Genomic DNA, 20,332 nt, shown 5'->3' on the forward strand with positions numbered 1-20,332 from the left:
CCGCGTCACCGCTCGACGAATCCCTCGAAGCGCTCCTGGGGCTCCGACCAATCGGCGACCACGTTGTCGACGCGTCCGGGCTGGGCGGGCCACGTCGCGCCGCCGCGCAGCAGCTCCAGCAGCTTTTCGCCGGCCTCCCGCGGCCCCTGGGCGACCACCAGCACGCGGCCGTCGGCCTGATTGGCCGCGTACCCGGTCAGTCCCAGCTCCAGCGCCCGGCAGCGCGTCCACCAGCGGAAACCGACCCCCTGGACGTTCCCGTGCACCCAGGCGGTCAGCCGGGCGTCAGGATCCGACATCGGTGACCTCGACGTCGACGGTGGTGCCGGACTTCAGGGTGCGCCCGACGGTGCACACCTGGTCGATGGCCCGGTTGACCACGACCAGCAGGCGCTCCTTCTCGTCTTCGGACAAGGCCGACAGGTCCAGCTCCAGCGTCTCCTCGAGCAGCGGATAGCGCTCCTGCTCGCGGTCGGCGGCGCCGGAAACCCTGATGACCGCCTTGTAGTCGTCGCCCAGCCGACGGGCCAGCGGCAGGTCGCTGGACATCCCGCTACAGGCCGCGAGCGCGATCTTGAGTAGCTCGCCGGGCGTGAACACGCCGTCGACGTCCTCGGAGCCGACGAGTACCTGCGCTCCCCGCGAGCTGTATCCCGTGTAGCGGCGAGTCCCGGTGCGCTCCACCCATAGTTCGGCCATGGCTCATTTCTACCGGGCGGCCACGTCGTGACGCGCGGGCATACTGTTTGGCATGGCCACCGTCGTCGCGTTCCACGCGCACCCCGACGATGAGGTGGTGCTCACCGGCGGCACCCTTGCGCGCGCGTCCGCGGCCGGACATCGCGTCGTCGTGGTCACGGCGACCGACGGGCGGGTGCACAACGAGGACGACAACCGGCTCGGTGAATTGCGGTCGAGCGCAAGCATTCTCGGGGCGCAGCGGGTGGAGTGTCTCGGCTACGCCGACAGCGGCTTCGGCCCGCTGTTCTACCCGGATCCGCCCGGGCGCACCCGATTCGGGCGGGCGGATCTCGACGAGGCCGCGGGGCGGCTGGCCACCATCCTTCGCGACGAGGACGCCGATCTGCTGCTGAGCTACCAGCCCAACGGCGGCTACGGCCACCGCGATCATGTGCAGGTGCATCGCGTCGGCAAGCGAGCCGCCGAGCTCGCCGCGATTCCCCGGGTCCTCGAGGTGACGATGCCGCGCGAAATGCTGCTTCGTGTCAGCGATCTCGCGCACCTGCTGCGGCTTCCCGGACCCTACGAACGCGACATCGTCCGGGGAGCGTATGCCCCACGCGCGACGATCACGCACCGGGTCAACGTCTTTCGGTTCGCGCGCCAGAAGCGGGACGCTTTTGCCGCCCACCGCTCCCAGATCGGCAGTTCGGGACTGGCGGCGCGCCTGTTCGGGCTACTGATGCGGTTGCCGCCCCAGGTGTTCGGCGCGCTGTTCAGCCACGAGTGGTTCGTGGATCCGGCGTTGCCCACGGGGACGCTGCGCCGCGACATCTTCGAGTGAATCTGTCTTGCCGCGAGAGTGCAGCTAGCGACGAGTTTCGCGAGGTGGTTTCACGCGGTGGATGCAACGGTGGGTGGTTTGGACAATAGTTCGTTGAGGGCTTCGGCGGGTGTATTCCAGTCCAGGGTTTGGCGTGGTCGTCCGTTGAGTTCGGCGGCGACGTAGTCCAGGTAGCCGGCGCCATAGACCGATAGGTCGGTGCCTTTCGGAAAGTATTGGCGCAAAAGCCCATTGGTGTTCTCGTTGCTACCGCGTTGCCACGGCGAGTGTGGATCGCAGAAGTAGATATCCAAGTCAGTGGCGTCAGCGATGGCGAGGTGGTTGGTCAACTCCTTGCCCTGGTCCCAGGTCAACGAGCGGCGTAGATGGTCGGGCAACTCGGCCATTTTGGCCACGATGGCGTTTTGCACCGCCAGGGCACCGTGGTCATCGGGCAGGTGCAAGAGCATGACAAAACGGGTGGTGCGCTCAACCAGAGTGCCAATCGCGGACCCCGATTTGGTGCTGCCCAGGATCAGGTCGCCTTCCCAGTGACCGGGGACGGCACGGTCGGCGACCTCGGGTGGGCGTTGGCTGATATTGACCATGTCGGGGATACGTCCGTGGCGGCGGGCCCCGGGCTGGTGCTGGGATCGGCGCACCGCGCGTTTGGTCCGCAGGCACCGATGCAGCTCGCGGCGCAACGAGCCGCGGCCCTGAACGTAAATGGCCTGGTAAATGGCCTCGTGGGACACCCGCATCTCCGGATCATCAGGGAAGTCGCGGCGCAGCCGCGCGGCTATCTGAGTTGGGCTATGCAACTGTTTTAACCGAGTCTGCACTTCGGCGTGCAGCCTGTCATTGATCGCGAGCTTGCGGGTCTTGGGGCGCCGCGCCCGATCAGCGGCACGGTCATGCGCCGACACGGCCAGATAGCGCACGCTCGCGGTCTTGCCGCTTTGGCGGGCCCCGAACGCCTCTTTGCGCCGATACCCCGATTTGCAGCCCGTATGGCGGTTACGCAACTCGCAGTTGCTGTCGATCTCACGCTTAATCGTCGATGCTGGCCGGCCCAACCGGCGCCCGATCGAGCGCAAAGATTCCTGGGCATGCACACCGGCCTGGATCTCGATGCGTTCCTGCAAGCTCAACCGCGGCCGGGGACCGCAGATATTCGGTGTCCTGAAACGGGGTTTCACCCCGCCAGCCTCACGGAACCACTGCCGACCCGTGCCTTGCGACACGCCGACGGCCACGCCCGCCGAGCCCGGATCAAGGCCCCGCCGAACACATTCCCAAAACACCGGAACCCGCGACCGCAACGTCCCATTGGCCATCGCAACACTCCTCACTCAGAAGATGTGTTGCATCCATCCCTTGAAATCAAGCGAGTGCAGGCGTCGCTAGTTGCACTCTCGCGGAAGATTCTTGGGCACTCACTCAAACACGCGGGCGCGGTTGACATTTCGGGCACGAGAACGACGAGCGGTTCATGAATTTCTCCCGGCGCATCACGGCGCCGCAGCGGCGGCAGCTCTCGCCTTCGCGGCCGTAGGCGTCCAGTGAGCGGTCGAAGTATCCGGATTCGCCGTTGACGTTGACGTACAGCGAATCAAACGAGGTCCCGCCCTTGGCCAGCGCATCACGCATCACGTCGGCGGCCGCGTCCAGCACGGCGGTCAGCTGCTTGCGGGTCAGCGTGTCGGCGATCCGCGCCCCGTGCACTTTGGCCCGCCACAGCGCCTCGTCGGCGTAGATGTTGCCGATGCCCGACACCACCTGCTGATCGAGCAGCTGGCGCTTGATCTCGGAGTGCTTGCGCCGCAAGACTTTTACGACGGCGTCGGCGTCGAACCGCGGGTCCAGCGGGTCGCGCGCCAGGTGCGCGACGGGTTCGGGGACCACGCTGCCGTCCACCTCGACCAGATCGGCGAGCATCCACCCGCCGAAGGTGCGCTGGTCGGCGAAGCTCAGTACGGTCCCGTCGTCGAGCAGCGCGGAGATCCGCACGTGGTCGGCGCGCGGCACCGTCCCGAGCAGCATCTGCCCGCTCATGCCGAGGTGCACGACGAGCGCCGCGTCGCTGTCGAGCAGCAGCCACAGGTACTTGCCGCGCCGGTCGGTGCCGGTGATCCGGTCATTCAGCAGCCGGGCGGTGAGGTCCGCGGGCCCCGCCTCGTGGCGGCGCACCGCACGCGGGTGGTGCACCCGGACGGCCGTGATCGTCTTGCCCACGACATGGGCGTGCAGGCCGCGGCGCACCACCTCGACTTCGGGCAGTTCGGGCATCGATTCAGCTGCCGGGAACGGTGTCCAGCGCTTCCAGCGCCTTCCAGGTCGCCGCGGCCGCCTTCTGCTCGGCTTCCTTCTTGGAGCGGCCCACGCCGGAGCCGTATTCGGTGTCCGCCACCACGACCACGGCGGTGAATTCCTTGTCGTGGTCCGGGCCGGTGGAGGTGACGACGTAGGACGGCGCGCCCATGCTGCGCGCCGCGGTCAGCTCCTGCAGGCTGGTCTTCCAGTCCAGCCCGGCCCCCAGCGTCGGCGCGGCATCCAGCAGCGGGCCGAACAACCGCAGGATCACTTCGCGCGCCACGCCGATCCCGTGCTCGAGGTAGATCGCGCCCAGCAGCGATTCCATGCCGTCGGCCAGGATGCTCGACTTGTCCGCGCCGCCGGTGTTCGCCTCCCCGCGCCCCAGCAACAGGTGCACCCCGAGGCCCCCCTCGCACAGCTTTCGCCCGACATCGGCCAGCGCCTGGGTGTTGACGACGCTGGCCCGCAGCTTGGCCAGGTCGCCCTCGCTGCGGTCGGGGTGGCGGTGGTAGAGCTCGTCGGTGATGGTCAGGCCCAGCACGGCGTCGCCGAGAAACTCCAGCCGCTCGTTGGTCGGCAGCCCGCCGTGTTCGTAGGCGTAGCTGCGGTGCGTCAGCGCCAAGGACAGCAGTTCGTCGGGCAGCTCAACCCCGAGGGCGTCGAGCAGAGCCTGCCGTGAGCTCACCGCTCACCCCGCGATTCGTCCGAATCGGGGGTGAACATGCCCGCCAGCTTGGCCCACCGCGGGTCGATGCTGTCGTGCTGATGGCCGGGCTCGGCGGACAACGCCACCCCGCATTCGGGGCACAGCCCCGGGCAATCCGGCGTGCACACGGGCGAGAACGGAAGTTCCAGCCCCACCGCGTCGACGATGGACTGCTCGAGGTCGATGGTGTCGTCGACGATGTGGCCGACCTCGTCTTCCTCGGTGGTCGCCTCGGTGGTGCTGTCCGGGTAGGCGAACAGTTCGGTCAACCGGACCTGCACCTGGCCGTCGAGCGGGGTCAGGCAGCGCGCGCATTCGCCGGCGGTGGGCGCGGTCACCGTCCCGGTCACCAGGACGCCCTCCGACACCGACTGAACGTGCAGGTCCAGTTCCAGGGGCGCGCCGGCCTCGATCGCGATCATGTCCAGCCCGATGCGTGCCGGGCTGGGCACGGTGTTCCGCAGGGTCACCATCGCCCCGGGCCGACGCCCGAGCCGGGTGATGTCGAACGTCATCGGCCCAGACAGCCGTGGCGCACCGCCGCGAGTCGATGATGTGCTGTGCCGGCGCGTCATATCCGAAATCCTACGGCGCCGGCCGCACAATTCCAGGGCGCGCCCGCCGGGTGAACGGGCCGGGGACGCTAGCGCACCGCGTAGTCGTGCGTGCCGGCCGCCGTCCGCAGTTGGTGGCGGCCGCGCCCCACCGACCGAAGGGTGCCGTTGAGGAATTCCTCGAACTCGGCGAGCTTGTTGTCGACGTAGATGTCGCATTCGCCCCGCAGCCGGTCGGCCTCGGCGTGCGCCGAGTCGATGAGCCGGGTGGCCTCGGCGTTGGCCGCCTCGACCACGCTGTTCTGCGAGACCAGGCGCTGCTGTTCTTTGATGCCCTCTTGCACGGCCTTCTCGTAGGAGATGTTGCCGTTTTCGAGCAGCCGGTCGGCCTCGGCCTGGGCGCGGCCGACGCTGGCCTCGTAGTCGCGTTTGGCCGCGGTGGCGATGCGCATCGACTCCTCGCGGGCCTCGCCGACCATGCGTTCGCTGTGCTGGCGGGCTTCGCTCACCATCCGGTCGGCCTGCGCCTTCGCGTCGGACAGCAGCCGGTCGGCCTCCGCGCGGGCGTGGTTGAGCATCGACTCCGACTCGGTGGTCGCCGAGTCGACCATGGACTCGGAATGCGTCTTGGCGTCCTGCAGCATGGAATCGCGCGCGTCCAGCACGTCCTGGGCGTCATCCAGCTCGCCCGGAATGGCGTCCTTGATGTCGTCGATCAGCTCCAGCACATCGCCGCGGGGCACCACGCAGCCGGCCGTCATCGGGACGCCGCGGGCTTCTTCGACAATGGCGCTCAATTCATCCAGCGCTTCAAACACTCGATACACGGCCGTACCCTCCTGGCGTCTGCAAAACTCCTGTTGTTACCAGTGTGCCTGGTGTTGTCTCTGTGACAGCGGTGGCGACGCCGGTGTGTCGGGTATTTGCCCGTTCGCGGCGCCCTAAACGCCCTGGCGCGGCGGCCCCGGTGGGGGCATGGTGAGTGAGTTTCATGCGAAAGCGCCCGTTCACGCTGTTTTCGCGGCGGCGACGGCCGCGCGAGATGGTTCGTCCATATTCGTCGCCGGGCCCCGCCGCTGAAGCGTTTGCCCGGGTGTGGGTTTTGCGTCGACGCGCCCGGACTCGGCTATTTGCCAGCGATTCTAGGTGGCCGCGAGCCGCCCCACCCGCGGACCCTGCTCCCTAATACCCCCAAGGGGTATAGTCCGATGCGTCGGAACAGGCTCACCTCGCGCCAGCGGCTCACCGCAGGAGGTTTCAGCGATGACGGTGCTCTCGGCGGTCGGGCACGCCCTGACGCTCGCGGGTTCGATGACGTGGGAAATCCTGTGGGCACTGATCGTGGGCTTCGGCCTCTCGGCGGTGGTGCAGGCCGTCGTGCGGCGCTCGACGATCGTGGCCCTGATGGGTGACGACCGCCCGCGCACCCTCGCGGTCTCCGCCGGGCTGGGGGCGGCCTCGTCCTCGTGCTCGTATGCCGCGGTGGCCTTGGCGCGATCGCTGTTCCGCAAGGGCGCCGACTTCACCGCCGCGATGGCGTTCGAGATCGGTTCGACAAACCTGGTGGTGGAGTTGGGCATCATCCTGGCGCTGCTGATGGGCTGGCAGTTCACCGCCGCCGAATTCGTCGGCGGCCCGTTGATGATCGTGGTGCTCGCGGTCCTGTTCCGGCTGTTCGTGCGTTCGCGACTCGTCGACGCCGCCCGCGAGCAGGCCGAGCGGGGAATCGCCGGGTCGATGGAAGGCCATGCCGCCATGGACATGTCGATCAAAGGGGACGGTTCCTTTTGGCGGCGGCTGTTTTCCGCCGACGGCTTCACCTCGGTCTCGCACGTGTTCGTGATGGAGTGGCTGGCGATCCTGCGTGACCTTGTTCTGGGCTTGCTGATCGCGGGTGCCGTCGCGGCGTGGGTTCCCGAAACATTTTGGCAGAGCTTCTTTTTGGTGGATCATCCGGTCTGGTCGGCGCTGTGGGGTCCCATCGTGGGGCCCGTCGTGGCGATCGTGTCTTTTGTGTGCTCGATCGGCAATGTCCCGCTGGCCGCGGTGTTGTGGAACGGGGGCATCAGCTTCGGCGGCGTCATCGCGTTCATCTATGCCGACCTGTTGATCCTTCCGATCCTGAACATCTACCGCAAGTACTACGGCACCAGGATGATGCTGACCTTGCTGGGCACCTTCTACGCGGCGATGGTCGTCGCCGGATACCTGGTCGAATTGATCTTCGGCACAACCCATCTCATTCCGGCACAGCGCAACGCGACCGTGCTGGAGGCGTCGATCTCGTGGAACTACACGACCTTCCTCAACATTGCCTTCGGCGCGCTCGCGGTCATCCTCGTCGTCCGGTTCATCACCTCCGGGGGCCTGCCAATGCTGCGCATGATGGGCGGGTCCCCCGACGCCGAGGAATCCGGGCATCGGCACTGATCCGCTTCAGGGTTGCGGCAACTGCACGTCCAGCACCGCGCACCGGCCCTGGTCGGTCTCGGCGAGCGCCCATCCGACGGCCTCACGCATCTCCGCCTGCGTCGCCACGCTGCGCCCGCTGCCCCCGCACGCGCGCGCCAGGGCGGCATAGTCGGTGTCCGGCGTGAGCCGGGTCTCGGGAAAGTCGTTCTCCCGCACCGATGTTCCGTGCCGGTACAGCTCCATCACGGGCAGCTTGGAGGCCAGGTACGAGTGGTTGTTCAGGACGACAGTCACGAAGGGCGCGCCGTGGCGATGCGCCGACCACAACGCGGCGGTGGGCACCCCGAAGTTGAACGAACCGTCACCGCAGATCGCGACGACGGGCGCCTGTGGCCTGGCCAGTTTGACCCCGAACGCCCCGCCGAGCGCCCAGCCCAATGCCGGTGCGCCCGTGTCGAAGAACTGCCCCGGCGGCCGTTGCACCTGTCGGGCCACGGCGGGGCGGTTGGTCACCGCCTCCTGGACCACCACGGCGTTCTCCGGCAGCGCGGCTCCCAGCGCGGCCAGCATCGCGTCGGGTGCGTCCGCCGGGCGATCGGATGCGGCCCGGCGAATCGCCTCCCGGCGGCGTTGCGCCACATCGGATTCGGCCGCCTGCCGCCGCGCGCCCCACTTCTCGCGCAGCTCGTCGGTGGCCAGCCTCAGCAGGGTCTGCTCGAGCAGCAGCAGCGCCACCCGGGTGTCGGCGGTCAGCGCGATCTCGACCGGGTAGGACCACAACGGCATGCTGGCCTTGACCGGGTCCGCGTCGATCTGCACCACGCGGGCGTCCGCGGGCGGGGCCAGCTGCGCGGGCACCCAGGGCACCTCGCAGTCCAGCAGCAACACGGTGTCGGCCGTCTCCAGCGGGGCCGCGTCGCCCACCGCGTGCAGGGGGTGCCCGAGCGGCAGGTTGGCGCGGTCGCCCTGATCGATCACCGGCGCGCCGAGCAACTCGGCGATGCGGGCCAGCACGGTCGCGGCCCCGGGTTCCGCGGCGGTCCTGGACGTGACGATCACGACCCGCTGCCCGGCGACCAGGATCCCGGCCAACCGGCCCAGCGCGCCCGGGTCCGGGCCGGGCGGTATGGCCGGCGCCAGCCGTCGCGGCAACGCTCGGCTGCCGGGCTCCATCAAGGCTTCTCGCGGCAGCATGACGTAGGCGGGTCCGGACGGGCTGGACTGGGCGACCTGGAACGCCCGCCGGACGATCGGGGCCAGCTCGCGGCCGCGCGGCACCTCCATGTGCCATTTGGCGTAGTTGCGCACGACGGCCGGCTGGTCGAGTTGCTCCTGCTGCCAATGGATGTAGGCGTCGCGGTGGCCGCGGACCTCCGGCGCCGAACTGTAGGGGGTGCGCCCGGCGAACACCACCACCGGGGTCCCGTTGCGCTGGGCGTTGTGCAGCTGACAGCCCAGGTTCAGCGTCCCGGCATCGACGTGCACCATGACCGCCTGCGGTCGGCCGCTGGCCATGTGGTGGCCGATGGCCGCCGCCAAGGCGACGCTCTCGTGGACACACAGCACCGCCCGCGGGCTCGGTGTGCCCGCCGCGCGCGCCGCCGCCAGCGCTTCCTGGATCGGGGCGGAATCGGTTCCGGGGTTGATGAAGAAGTGCGTGACTCCCTCGTCGGCGAGCAGGGCGATCAGATCGGTCGCGGCCTCGGGAACGTCGAACAGGTTCTCTACCGTCATGGCTGCCGTTCTCCTATCGACGTCGGCGACCGCGCGAACCCCCCTCTTCTTCCGATCAGATCTTCAACATACGTTCCGCGTTGGCGTATGTGATCTTTTCCGGCCGACTGGGCGTGGCAATACGCGCTCGGAGCCATCGGGTACCCGCGCAGCGGGCGGCTACTCCAAACCATCGGCGCATTGTCAACGACCTTGCCGCCCAACGTTTTCGGCGGCAAGCGGCGGCGCTCAGGACCGGCCGGAACGCTTTTCGCGCAGGCGACGGTTGACCGCCTCGGGCAGCAGCTCCGACACGTCGCCACCGAGCATGGCGACCTCTTTGGCCAACGACGACGACACGAACGAATACCGCGGCGCGGTCGCGACGAAAAAGGTGTCGACCCCGGCGACGTGCTTGTTCATCTGCGCCATCTGCAGCTCGTATTCGAAGTCGGTGCCGGTGCGCAACCCCTTCACGATGGCGGTCATCCCCCGCGACCGGACGAAGTCGACGACCAGGCCCTGCCCGGCCTCCACCCGCAGATTGGGCAGGTGCGTCGTCGATTCGTTGATCATCGCGATCCGCTCGTCGAGGTCGAACATGCCCTTCTTGGCGGGATTGGTCAGGATCGCCACCACCACCTCGTCGAATTGAGCCGACGCGCGCTCGAAGACGTCGATGTGGCCCAACGTCACCGGGTCAAACGAGCCCGGGCAAACCGCGCCGCTCATAGCGGATGACGGTACACGCCCCCTCACGGCCGCTCGGCCAGCTCCAAACGGGTGTCGCCGTAAACACGTTGCGGCCAGACCGACCAGCCAGCCGGCCAGGTGAGCGGCGCGCCGCCGGCCGCGCGCTCGACGACCGCGACGGCCCCCTCGCGCATCCACCCGTGCGCGCTCAGCGCCGCCATTACGGCCTCGACCTCGGCGGCCCCGACGTCGTAGGGCGGGTCGGCGAGGACGAGGTCGACGGGAGACGCGGTCCCGGCCGCCAGCACGGCCGCCACCGCGCCGCGGCGCAGCGTCGCGCCCGGCAGCCCCACGGTGTCGATGTTGCGCGCGATGACGGAGGCGGTGCGCGCGTCGGACTCCACGAAGAGCGCGGTGGCGGCCCCCCGGGAGAGCGCCTCCAAACCCAGGGCGCCCGAACCCGCGTACAGGTCCAGCACCGCAAGGCCGCTCAGCTCGCGCCGCGCGGTCAGGATGTTGAACAGCGACTCGCGGACCCGGTCGGTGGTGGGCCGGGTGCCTCGCGGCGGGACCGCGATGCGCCGGCCCCCGGCCACGCCGCCGATGATCCGGGTCACGTCCCAACCCCTACAGCAGCGTCGACCAATAGTCCCAGAACCGCGCCATGCACAGCAGAAACACCGCGGTGAACCACAGCGCGGCGATCGACCATCGCCATTGGTACACCACCCAGGCCGGGCCGGATGGGCGGGCCTGCAGCGCGGGGCGATACGCGATCGAGGCGACCACCACCAGCAACGACATGGTGATGACCCACACCACCATGCAGTACGGGCACAACGCGCCGATGCGATACAGGCTCTGGAAGATCAGCCAGTGCACGAACACCGCACCGATCAGCACCCCGGCCGTCAACCCCAGCCAATACCATTGGGGCAGAGCAACTTTCGCCAATGCCAACAGCCCGGTGACGATCACCACGGTGAAGGCCACCAGGCCGAGCAACGGATTGGGGAACCCCAGCAGCGACGCCTGCGGCGTCATCATCACCGAGCCGCACGACAGGATCGGGTTGATGTTGCACGACGGCACATACGACGGGTCGAGCAGGATGTCGATCTTCTCGACCGTCAGCGTCATCGACGCCACCAAGCCGATCACCCCGGCGATCAGCAGCCACCAGGCGCTGAGCGCCGGCACCCGGGCCGGGATCAGCTCGCCGCCGGGATCGGCCGATTCCGTCGACACCGCCCCGGTCACATGGCGGCCGGCGCGACCGCGCCGTCGAGGCCCGGGATGTTGCCCACGATCTCTTTGATCTTGTTGACCAGCGCGTCGGGTGTCGACGGGTCGTAGTCCTCGCCGTTGATCTTGATCGTCGGCGTGGCTTTGATCTGTGCGGCCGCCGCTTCGCCGGTGACCTTGTCCAGGTACTTGCCGCTGTTGATGCAGTCCGGCACCTTGCCCGCCGCGCCGGCCTCACGGGCGAGTTCGATCAATCGCGCGTTGTCGGGGAAACTCTTGCCGGTTTCGCTGGGCTGAATGTCGGTGGTGAACAGCGCGGTATGGAAACGGCGGAAGGCGTCGAGGGATTCGTCGGCGACGCAGCGGGCCGCGTTGGCGGCGCGCGACGAATAGTTGTGGTTCCGCGAGCTGTCCAGGATCGACACCATGGAGTAGTCGGCCGCGATGGCCCCGACGTCGATGAGCCGCGACACCGTCGGCCCGAAGGTGCGCTCGAAGTTACCGCAGGCCGGGCACAGGAAGTCCTCGTAGAACGTGACCACGGCCTTGGGGTTGTTGCTGCCGGGCTGGGTGACCAGCTTGCTCGACGTCACCCGCACGGTGTCGCCCGCGCCGGTGGTGGCGGGCTTCTTGTGGTTCGACGTCACGATGTAGAAGACGAGGACGACCGCGAAGATCACGACGAACGCGGTACCGCCGATCTGGACGAGTCGGCTGGACTTACCGCCGGAGGCCGACTTCATGTCGAATCGTGGGGGGCGTTTGGGTTTGTCGGCCACAGGTTCCCTGATCTTTCGGTACTCGAGTTGTCGGTCTGCTGACAAAGCGATCGGACAAGGCGCCTCTAGATTACCGGCGCCGGCGCCGCAACGACTCAGACCCGGCTCAGGTGTGCGCGCAGGGCCGAGATCAACTCGGTGGTCGCGACCATGCTGTCGCCGCCCAGCTGGAACAGATTGGCGAAGCCATGGGTCAGCGAGCCCAAGTAACGCAGGTCGACCGCGGTCCCGGCGGCACGCAGCGCCTCGGCGTAGCTCTCGCCTTCGTCGCGCAGCGGGTCGAACCCCGCGACCGCGATCAGCGCGGGGGCCAGCCCGGCCAGCGATTCGGCCAGCGCCGGTGACACGCGCGGATCCGTCCGGTCCAGATCCGACCGCCGCAGGTACTGGGATTCGAACCAGTCGATGTCCCGTTTGGTCAGCAGGAAGCCGCGCGAGAAAAGGCTCAGCGACCGGGTCTTGGCGGTGAAGTCGGTCCGCGGATAAATCAGCCACTGCAACACCGGCGCGGGGCCGCCCTCGTCGCGCGCCAGCTGGCTGACGACGGCGGCGAGGTTGCCGCCGGCGCTGTCGCCGCCGACCGCGACTCGTCCGGGGGTGGCGCCCAGCTCGCCGGCGTGCTCGTATGCCCACGTGAACGCCGCGTAGGCGTCCTCGATCGCGGCCGGCGCCGGGTGCTCGGGAGCCAGCCGGTAGTCGATCGACAACACGTGGACCCCGGCATCACGGCAGGTCAGCCTGCACAGGGTGTCGTGGGTGTCGAGGTCGCCGATCGACCAGCCGCCGCCGTGGTAGAAGACCAGCAGCGGTGCCGCCGCGCCGTCGGCCGGACGGTAATGCCGCGCCCCGATGCCACCGGCCGGGCCGGGCAGTGACAGCTCGTCGACGTCGACGTGGATCTGCGGGCCGGGGAACCCCACCGTCGACTCGTGCATCAGGGCGCGGGACGCCTCCGGGTCGTCGTCGACCACGAGCCCGTCGATGCCGACGGCGCGCAGGCCCGACAACATCAGCTGCAACGTCGGGTCGAGGGTGTTGCCGTCGATGATCACCGATCGGCCGCGGACCAGCCCTCGCCGCACCGCGGTCGGGATCCACGGGATGACCTTGACCCCGACGCCGGTGACGGCGCCCTGGATGCGATTGGCCAGGGGCACCGATGCGCGTTGCGCTCCGGAGTGAACGTCGGGCGCAGCCGACAGCGGCTTGGTCATGGGCAACCCCCTTTGGACAACGCGGTACCCCTCGCGGACGAAGGTTATTCCACCCCCGCCGCCCGCCACATCGAGCGGAAGGCCGGACGAGCGGCCCGAACTCCCGTGCGCCGCGCGACTCACTGTACGTGGTGGCACACGCGGTGCCGAGGCGCGCGGATGGACACCTGCCCAGGTGTTGATTAGGTTGCATTTACTGACTCGGTAATATCGTGATCCCCAAGTCGGTAAAGCCTTCACGGATTGCGGGCAATTTTCGACGAGTTCGATTTCGAACCCGGCTCGGTGCACAATCTCGAACCTTCAATTTCACAGGCAGGTGAACGAATTGACTGGCGAGTCGGGCTCCGCCATCCCCTCGATTGCTCTCAACGACGAAAACACGATGCCGGCCCTGGGCCTGGGCGTCGCGGAATTGTCGGACGACGAAACCGAACGCGCGGTGTCGGCGGCGCTGGAAGTCGGCTGCCGGCTGATCGACACCGCCGCGGCGTACGGCAACGAAGCCGCCGTCGGGCGCGCCATCGCCGCCTCCGGGATTCCGCGCGCCGAGCTGTTCGTGACCACCAAGCTGGCCACCCCCGACCAGGGTTTCAAGGGGGCGATGGACGCCTGCAACGCCAGCCTGGAACGGCTCGGGCTGGACTACGTCGACCTGTACCTGATCCACTGGCCGGCCCCGTCGCTGGGCACCTATGTGAACTCCTTCGGTGGCATGATCCAGTCCCGCGGGGAAGGCCAGGCCCGCTCGATCGGTGTCTCCAACTTCACCGAGGAGCACCTGACGACGGTCATCGACCTCACGTTCGTCACCCCGGCGGTCAACCAGGTCGAGCTGCACCCGCTGCTCAACCAGGAAGCGCTGCGCAAGACCAACGCCGAGCACAACGTGGCCACCCAGTCCTACACGCCGCTGGCGCTGGGCAAGCTGATCGACAACCCGACGGTGAACTCGGTCGCCGGCGAATACGGCAAGTCCGCCTCGCAGGTGCTACTGCGATGGAATCTTCAGCTGGGCAACGCGGTCGTCTTCCGGTCGGCCAACGCCGAGCACATCGCCACCAACCTGGACGTGTTCGACTTCGAGTTGGCCGCCGAGCACATGGATGCGATCAACGGGCTCAACGACGGCACCCGGCTGCGCCCGGACCCCGACACCTACGAGGGCTCGTAACGGGCCCTACCCCGCGGGGCAGGTCGCCGCGGCTTGGCGCAGGACACCGGTCGACGCCTGATCCACCGGCAGCGCATAGCCGCGCAGCACGGCGATGAATTGCATGGCGTACTGGCAGGCGAACGCCGCGTTCGGCGGCATCCACTGCCCCGGCGGCGCATCGCCCTTGTCCTGGTTGGCCGCCCCGTCGACGGCCAGCAGGTTGGCCGGATCGTTGGCGAAGCGCAGCCGCTCGGGCGCCGGCCAGTTGTAGGCGCCCATGTCCCAGGCGTACGCGAGCGGGACGAGGTGGTCGATCTGCACCGATTCGCCGACCTTGGGGCCGCGCCGGAAGGTGATCGTCTTGCTGGTGTACGGGTCGTGCAGCGTGCCGCTGGCCACGGCGTCCGGACACCGCTTGATCGACACGTACGTCTTGTCGACGAGATCGCGGTTGAGAATGTCGTCGCGGGTGTCGCACCCGTTGTGCCCCAACGGGGCGTCGTTGTCGTCGTCCCAGGCGTCGCCGAACGCCGCCCGCAGGTAGTCGTAGCGGTGCAGCCGCACCGGCACCACCGCAATGCCCGCGAGCACGTCGGCGCCGGGCAGCACGGTCGGAACATCCGCGCGCGCAGCGTATTCGGCGGAGTGCCGGGCCGCCGAGGACCCCACCGTCTGGTAGGCCACCACCACCGCCAGCGCCGCCGCCGCGGCCAGCCACAACAGCACCTTGCGGTTCACCAGCGCCGCTCCTCTCCCCCGCAAGCGGCAGGTGCCCCCGCATCGCTTTTTCGCTCTGCATGGTCGCCGGCGGTCGCGGTCAACTCTTGTCCAGGTATTCGATGCGGTCGGTGTCGGTGAATCGTGCGGACAGCAAGGCTAATCCGGGATCGGAGGCGTCCTCGGCGTAGGCCTGGATGGCGAAGTCCCGGGCCGCCTCGATGTACTCCAGGTGGTCCGCCAAGGACAGCAGTCGCAGCGTGATCGCCCTGCCGGACTGGTTGCGGCCCAACACATCTCCCTCGCGTCGCTCCTTGAGATCCAGGTCGGCGAGGGCGAAGCCGTCCAGTGTCCCGGCCACCGCGCGCAGCCGCCGCCCGGCCGACGAGTCCGGCGAGGCCCAACTGGCGAACAGGCACAGGCTCGGATGCTGGCCACGGCCGATCCGGCCGCGCAGCTGGTGCAACTGGCTGATCCCGAACCGGTCGGCGTCCATCACCAGCATCACCGTGGCGTTGGGGACGTCGACGCCGACCTCGATGACGGTGGTGCACACCAGCACGTCGACCTCGCCGGCGCGGAAGGCCGCCATCGCCGCGTCCTTTTCGTCGGCGGACAGCCGCCCGTGCATCAGCCCCAGCCGCAGGTTCGCCAGCTCACCGGAACGCAGTCGGGCGTAAAGACCTTCGGCGGTCTCCGGCGCCCTGGCGCTGTGCTCCTGCGCGCCCGGATCGTCGTCCTCGTCGATGCGGGGCGCCACCACGTAGGCCTGCCGGCCGGCGGCGACCTCTTCGCCGATGCGCTGCCAGGCGCGGCCGAGCCAGGTGGGTTTGTCCTTGACGAAGATGACGTTGCTGGTGATCGGCTGGCGTCCGCGCGGAAGTTCGCGCAGCGTCGACGTTTCCAGGTCCCCGTACACGGTGAGCGCGACGGTGCGCGGGATCGGCGTCGCCGTCATCACCAGCAGGTGCGGGGTCACCCCGGGACGGGCCTTGGCCCGCAACTGATCTCGCTGCTCGACGCCGAAGCGGTGCTGCTCGTCGACCACCACCATGCCCAGGTTGTCGAACTCCACCGCGTCCTGCAGTAGCGCGTGGGTGCCGACGACGATGCCGACCTCGCCGCCGGCGATCTCGGCCCGGATCTCTTTCTTCTGCGCGGCGGTCATGGAACCGCTGAGCAGCGCCACCCGGGTTGCCCGATCGGCCCCGCCCAGCTGGCCCGCCATCGCCAGCGGGCCGAGCACGTCACGGATCGATCGAAGATGTTGTGCGGCAAGCACTTCCGTTGGCGCCAGCAGCGCGCACTGATAGCCGGCGTCCACCATCTGCAGCATCGCCAGCACCGACACGATCGTCTTGCCCGAGCCCACCTCCCCCTGCAGCAGGCGGTTCAGCGGGCGATTCGACGCGAGCCCGTCGGACAGCACGCCCAGCACTTCACGCTGCCCCGCGGTCAGCTCGAAAGGCAACCGCCCCAACAGTTCCGCGGCCAAACCATCCGGGCGGGGTGGGGCCGGGGGCCCGGATTCCGAGAGCTCGCCGTGGCGGCGGGCCACCAGCGCCCACTGCAGCCCGACGGCCTCGTCGAAGGTCAGCCGCTCGCGGGCCCGCTGCCGCCGGGGCTCGCTTTCGGCGAGGTGGATGTCGCGCAACGCTTGATCTTCGGAGACCAGGCCGAATTTCGCGCGCAGGTCCTCCGGTAGCGGATCGGGCACCGGGTCGAGCACGTCGAGCACTTGGCGCACGGTGGAGAAGATGGTCCAGCTCTGCAGCTTGGCGCTGGCCGCATAGATCGGGAAGAAGTGGCGTTGGTAAGCGTCCGCGATGTCTTCGCCGGTGGTGGCGTGCGAGGCGTTGGCGATGCTCTTGAGGGACACGGTGCCGCGGTTCTTCCCGTCCGGCGCGTCGAGGAGCAGAAACGCGGGGTGGGTGAGCTGCATGACGTTCCTGAAGAACCCGACCTCGCCGGAGAGCATCACCTTGGTGCCCGTGGCGAGGTCCTTTTTGATGTAGTTCGCGTTGAAGAACGTGGCGGTCACCCTGCTGCGCCCGGAGCCGAGAGTGATGCGGTGACACATTTTCTTCGGGTTCTTCTTCATCGGAAACGTCTCGGTGTCGGTGATCGTGTCGATGATGGTGACGTGTTCACCGGCCGGCGGCCGTTCGTCGTCGGCGTCCCACCGGCTGGCGCCCTCGGTGTAGCTGCGGGGGTAGTGGCGCAACAGGTCGTCGACGGTGCGGATGCCGAACACCTCGTCGAGGAGCCCCACGACCTTCCCGCCGACGGCGTAGTCCAGCCGGTCGCGCAACGACACCATCGCTACTCGACCCCGATCAGCAGCGCGTCACCGTGATGGCCGGTGCGGTAGGTGACGAGTTCGGTCCCCGGGTGGTGGTCGTGCATGTGCTCTTCCAGGATGTCGCCGACGGCGCCGACGTCCCCATCGGTCTCGATGCCCGCACCCAGCAGCACGGTCACCAGGTCGCCGCCGGAGGCCAGCAGGAGATCGAGCAGGCCGATCGCCGCCCCGACCGCATCGGCGGCCACGATCAGCACCTCGTCGCCCGCGATGCCCAGGCCGTCGCCCGGATGACAGCGGCCCGCCCAGGTCAACGCGCTCTCGGTGGCGATGCGCACCGATCCGTGCCGTGCCGCGCCGGCCGCGCGGGCCATGGTGTAGCCGTCGTCGACGGCCTGCCTGTCGTTTTCGTGCACGGCCAGCGCGGCCAGCCCCTGGACCATTGACCCGGACGGGATCGGCACCACGTCGATCCCCCAGCCGATGGCCGCCGTGCAGCCGGCGACCAACTCCTCGGCCGCCACATAGCCGTTCGGCAGCACCATCACCTGCGCGGCGCCGGTGTCGACGACGGCCCGCATCAGCTGGTGCGCGCTGATGTTGGTGACAGCGTCGTGCGCGGCGGTGTCGCGTTGCAGCACGCAGGCGCCCTCCCCGGCGAACAGCTCGGCGGCGCCGTCGCCGTCGACGACGGCCAGCACCGCCCGTTCCCGGGTCCAGCCGCCCGCGGGCAACCCGGGGGCGCCCGAGCTCAGGGCCGAGATGACGATGCGGCTGAGTTGTCCGGCCGCCAAACCCGCCTCGACGGCGGCGCCGGCGTCGTCGGTGTGCACATGCACGGAATACGTGCGCCGCGCCGACGACGGCGCGGAGGCGATGCCCACCGAATCGCCCAGCTCCGCCAACCGGTCCCGCAGCGCGTCGGCCGCCGCGGGCTCGCAACCGTCCAGCCGGTACATCACCTCGAACTGGGGCGCCGGGCGCGGCGCGGAGGATTCCGTTTGCTGCTCGCGCGGCGAGGGCTCGTACACCGTGCGCGGCGGCGCCTGTCCCGTGACGGTGGTCCGCAGCGCGTCCAGCAGGACCAGCAGGCCCCGCCCGCCGGCGTCCACGGCTCCGGCGTCGGCGAGCACATCGAGCTGCTCGGGGGTCTTCTCCAGGGCGACCACCGCCGCGTCGCCGGCGGCGATGACCGCCGGCGCGAGCCCGTCGCCGGCCCGGGCGCACTGCTGGACGGCGGTGGCGGCTGCCCGCAGCACCGACACGATGGTCCCGGGGACCTCCTCGCCCCCCATCGAGGTGATGACCAGCTCCACGCCGCGCTGCAGCGCGGCGCCCAGCACGGCAACGTCGACGTGGGGCAGGTCGCCGCCGGCGTCGGTTGCGGCGATCGCGGTGACGTCCGCGACGCCGCGCAGGATCTGCGACAAGATCACCCCGGAGTTGCCGCGGGCGCCGTTCAGCGCTCCGGCCGACAGCGCCGCCGCGGCCCGGGCGACGCAGGCCGAGCCGCCCTGCGCGTTCAGCTCCGCCAGGGCCGAACGCATGGTGAACAGCATGTTGGCGCCGGTGTCGGAGTCGGCGACGGGGAAGACGTTGAGCCGGTTGACCTCGTCGATGTGGGTGATCAGGTCGCTGACGGCCGTGTGCGCCCAGTCCCGCAGGGTCATCGCGTCCAGCAGACGATCCTGCGATGTCCACGACGTGGCCAGGGGTACCCACCTCCTCCGCGCCCTTCGGTGCCTCCAGCGACCGGCACCCGGTGGGCGCCAGCGTAGCCCGGCGACACGCGCGACGGCTGTCGGTGACCACCACCGCCGGCGGGCCGAACCGGCCCATTGAGCCTAGCCAGAGGGGGCGACAGCGGGGGTCACCGTTTTGGTGGTTGCCACGACAATCGGTATCCTCAGTGGGGCCCGGGTGAACCCGGACTGTCCCGGCCACGTGTCAGACCGCCGAGCCGGACCCCCGAGATTTGAGGAGCTTGAACAATGGCCGCTGTGTGCGAGATCTGCGGGAAAGGCCCCGGCTTCGGCAAGTCGGTGTCGCACTCCCACCGCCGCACCAGCCGCCGGTGGGACCCCAACGTCCAGACCGTGCACGTCGCCCGTCCGGGCGGCAACAAGCAGCGCCTCAACGTCTGCACGTCCTGCATCAAGGCCGGCAAGGTCGTCCGGGGCTAGACGGCAGCCCGCCGCTCACATGACGACGTGGCCGGCGTCCACCGGGATGGCGACGCCCGTCACGTAGCGCGACCGCGGTCCGGCCAGCCACAGCACCGCCTCGGTGACGTCTTGCGCCTCCACCAGCGGCACCTCGGGTAGCAGGGTCTGCGACAGGGCCGGGTTGGGGTTCTCCAGCATCCGGTTCACGACGAAATCGTTGAGTATCATCGGCGTGGCGACGCCACTCGGGTGGATCGAATTCACCCGAATCTTATGTGGCGCATAGGCATTCGCCGCCGAGCGCATCAAACCCACCACACCGTGCTTGGACGCGGCGTAGGCGAACATCGCGGCGCTGCCGTCGCCGCCGCGGCCGGTGAGGCCCTGTGACGAACTGACCAGCACCACCGAGCCGCCCCGGCCCTTGCGCACGATCGAGGGAACCGTCGCCAGCATCGTGTGCCACACACCCTTGAGGTTGGTGTCGACGATCGTGTTGAACACCGGTTCGGCGTCGGGCTCGGTGACGCCGATCGCCACCACCCCGGCGTTGGCGACGACGACGTCCACATCGCCGAGTTCGTCGATGCCCGCCCGCACCCCGGCCTGCAGACCCGCGAGGTCGCGGACGTCGGCGATCACCGGAACCGCCTTGCGGCCCGCGGATCGGACCAGCTGGACGGTTTCGGCCAGCTCGGCTTCGGTGGCCAGGGCGTAGGGAATCGCCTCGAGGTCGGCGCAGATGTCGACGGCGATGATGTCGGCGCCGTGGGCGGCCAGCGCGACGGCGTGGCTGCGGCCCTGTCCGCGCGCGGCGCCGGTCACGACGGCGGTCATGTTGTCGAATTCACCCATG

Annotated in this window: 21 protein-coding genes and 1 pseudogene; 5 read left to right on the forward strand and 17 right to left on the reverse strand. The window is 69.1% G+C overall.

From position 1 onward, the window contains the following. Positions 1-5: 5 nt before the first annotated feature. Positions 6-299, reverse strand: coding sequence for an acylphosphatase (locus AC0KTM_RS17210; protein WP_225330624.1), 294 nt, complete (start codon positions 297-299; stop codon positions 6-8). Then, positions 286-699: an OsmC family protein gene (locus AC0KTM_RS17215; RefSeq protein ID WP_225330623.1), complete on the reverse strand. Its 414-nt coding sequence runs from the start codon at positions 697-699 to the stop codon at positions 286-288. Before AC0KTM_RS17215 ends, AC0KTM_RS17210 begins: the two co-directional genes overlap by 14 nt. Positions 700-751: 52 nt before the next feature. On the opposite strand from AC0KTM_RS17215, the gene AC0KTM_RS17220 reads away from it, so the two are divergent. After that, positions 752-1,525: a PIG-L deacetylase family protein gene (locus AC0KTM_RS17220; RefSeq protein WP_238956495.1), complete on the forward strand. Its 774-nt coding sequence runs from the start codon at positions 752-754 to the stop codon at positions 1,523-1,525. 50 nt (positions 1,526-1,575) lie between these two features. Here AC0KTM_RS17220 and AC0KTM_RS17225 read toward each other — a convergent pair whose 3' ends face one another. The 5 genes from AC0KTM_RS17225 to sepIVA all read right to left on the reverse strand — a co-directional run bounded on the left by AC0KTM_RS17225 (position 1,576) and on the right by sepIVA (position 5,907). Continuing rightward, entirely contained in the window at positions 1,576-2,841 is a 1,266-nt protein-coding gene (locus AC0KTM_RS17225; RefSeq protein WP_238956496.1) for an IS30 family transposase, read from the reverse strand. A 103-nt stretch (positions 2,842-2,944) separates the two neighbouring features. Continuing rightward, entirely contained in the window at positions 2,945-3,793 is an 849-nt protein-coding gene (gene mutM, locus AC0KTM_RS17230; protein WP_238956497.1) for a DNA-formamidopyrimidine glycosylase, read from the reverse strand. Between the two features lie 4 nt (positions 3,794-3,797). Next, on the reverse strand, positions 3,798-4,505 hold the full coding sequence (gene rnc, locus AC0KTM_RS17235) for a ribonuclease III (RefSeq protein ID WP_008258944.1): 708 nt from the start codon (positions 4,503-4,505) through the stop codon (positions 3,798-3,800). Continuing rightward, on the reverse strand, positions 4,502-5,101 hold the full coding sequence (locus AC0KTM_RS17240; RefSeq protein WP_238956498.1) for a YceD family protein: 600 nt from the start codon (positions 5,099-5,101) through the stop codon (positions 4,502-4,504). Before AC0KTM_RS17240 ends, rnc begins: the two co-directional genes overlap by 4 nt. A 68-nt stretch (positions 5,102-5,169) precedes the next feature. Continuing rightward, positions 5,170-5,907 carry a cell division protein SepIVA gene (sepIVA, locus tag AC0KTM_RS17245; RefSeq protein WP_067168872.1) on the reverse strand — a complete coding sequence of 246 codons (738 nt, stop codon included), beginning with the start codon at positions 5,905-5,907 and terminating at the stop codon, positions 5,170-5,172. 436 nt (positions 5,908-6,343) lie between these two features. Between sepIVA and AC0KTM_RS17250 the strand changes: the two genes are divergently transcribed. Further along, on the forward strand, positions 6,344-7,510 hold the full coding sequence (locus AC0KTM_RS17250) for a permease (RefSeq protein ID WP_225329091.1): 1,167 nt from the start codon (positions 6,344-6,346) through the stop codon (positions 7,508-7,510). Positions 7,511-7,516: 6 nt separating this feature from the next. Here the strand turns inward: AC0KTM_RS17250 and AC0KTM_RS17255 are convergent, their stop codons facing one another. The 6 genes from AC0KTM_RS17255 to AC0KTM_RS17280 form a co-directional block, all read right to left on the reverse strand. Then, positions 7,517-9,226: a thiamine pyrophosphate-requiring protein gene (locus tag AC0KTM_RS17255; protein WP_472416240.1), complete on the reverse strand. Its 1,710-nt coding sequence runs from the start codon at positions 9,224-9,226 to the stop codon at positions 7,517-7,519. Between the two features lie 228 nt (positions 9,227-9,454). Continuing rightward, positions 9,455-9,937 carry a pantetheine-phosphate adenylyltransferase gene (gene coaD, locus AC0KTM_RS17260; RefSeq protein WP_064936260.1) on the reverse strand — a complete coding sequence of 161 codons (483 nt, stop codon included), beginning with the start codon at positions 9,935-9,937 and terminating at the stop codon, positions 9,455-9,457. 23 nt (positions 9,938-9,960) lie between these two features. Next, complete coding sequence (rsmD, locus tag AC0KTM_RS17265) at positions 9,961-10,515, reverse strand: 16S rRNA (guanine(966)-N(2))-methyltransferase RsmD (protein WP_472416242.1); 555 nt, start codon at positions 10,513-10,515, stop codon at positions 9,961-9,963. 10 nt (positions 10,516-10,525) lie between these two features. Continuing rightward, entirely contained in the window at positions 10,526-11,158 is a 633-nt protein-coding gene (locus AC0KTM_RS17270) for a vitamin K epoxide reductase family protein (protein WP_472416244.1), read from the reverse strand. After that, positions 11,155-11,922 (reverse strand): DsbA family protein, encoded by a 768-nt coding sequence (locus AC0KTM_RS17275; protein WP_238956503.1) that lies wholly within the window; start codon positions 11,920-11,922, stop codon positions 11,155-11,157. The genes AC0KTM_RS17270 and AC0KTM_RS17275 overlap by 4 nt, the downstream gene beginning before the upstream one ends. Positions 11,923-12,017: 95 nt before the next feature. After that, a complete protein-coding gene (locus AC0KTM_RS17280) occupies positions 12,018-13,136 on the reverse strand; it encodes an alpha/beta hydrolase (RefSeq protein ID WP_238956504.1) in 1,119 nt (372 codons plus the stop codon). A gap of 145 nt (positions 13,137-13,281) precedes the next feature. Here AC0KTM_RS17280 and AC0KTM_RS17285 point away from each other — a divergent pair. Together AC0KTM_RS17285 and AC0KTM_RS17290 are read left to right on the forward strand one after the other, a co-directional pair. Next, positions 13,282-13,459, forward strand: a pseudogene (locus tag AC0KTM_RS17285) (aldo/keto reductase); the annotation flags it as partial. Positions 13,460-13,464: 5 nt separating this feature from the next. Further along, positions 13,465-14,310 carry an aldo/keto reductase gene (locus tag AC0KTM_RS17290; protein ID WP_238956505.1) on the forward strand — a complete coding sequence of 282 codons (846 nt, stop codon included), beginning with the start codon at positions 13,465-13,467 and terminating at the stop codon, positions 14,308-14,310. Between the two features lie 6 nt (positions 14,311-14,316). Here AC0KTM_RS17290 and AC0KTM_RS17295 read toward each other — a convergent pair whose 3' ends face one another. The 3 genes from AC0KTM_RS17295 to AC0KTM_RS17305 form a co-directional block, all read right to left on the reverse strand. Continuing rightward, entirely contained in the window at positions 14,317-15,030 is a 714-nt protein-coding gene (locus AC0KTM_RS17295; protein ID WP_238956506.1) for an HNH endonuclease family protein, read from the reverse strand. A 79-nt stretch (positions 15,031-15,109) separates the two neighbouring features. Next, complete coding sequence (gene recG, locus AC0KTM_RS17300; protein ID WP_472416246.1) at positions 15,110-17,329, reverse strand: ATP-dependent DNA helicase RecG; 2,220 nt, start codon at positions 17,327-17,329, stop codon at positions 15,110-15,112. A 2-nt stretch (positions 17,330-17,331) separates the two neighbouring features. Then, the gene (locus tag AC0KTM_RS17305; protein WP_225329100.1) at positions 17,332-18,981 is read right to left on the reverse strand and encodes a DAK2 domain-containing protein; all 1,650 of its coding nucleotides are present in this window, start codon (positions 18,979-18,981) and stop codon (positions 17,332-17,334) included. 321 nt (positions 18,982-19,302) lie between these two features. Between AC0KTM_RS17305 and rpmB the strand changes: the two genes are divergently transcribed. After that, positions 19,303-19,494 (forward strand): 50S ribosomal protein L28, encoded by a 192-nt coding sequence (gene rpmB / locus AC0KTM_RS17310; protein WP_225329101.1) that lies wholly within the window; start codon positions 19,303-19,305, stop codon positions 19,492-19,494. Between the two features lie 15 nt (positions 19,495-19,509). On the opposite strand, the gene AC0KTM_RS17315 is transcribed toward rpmB, so the two are convergent. Next, entirely contained in the window at positions 19,510-20,331 is an 822-nt protein-coding gene (locus tag AC0KTM_RS17315; RefSeq protein WP_238956509.1) for a mycofactocin-coupled SDR family oxidoreductase, read from the reverse strand. Position 20,332 lies beyond the last annotated feature (1 nt).

The organism is Mycobacterium sp. NTMscope_Eco_3, assembly GCF_976985685.1.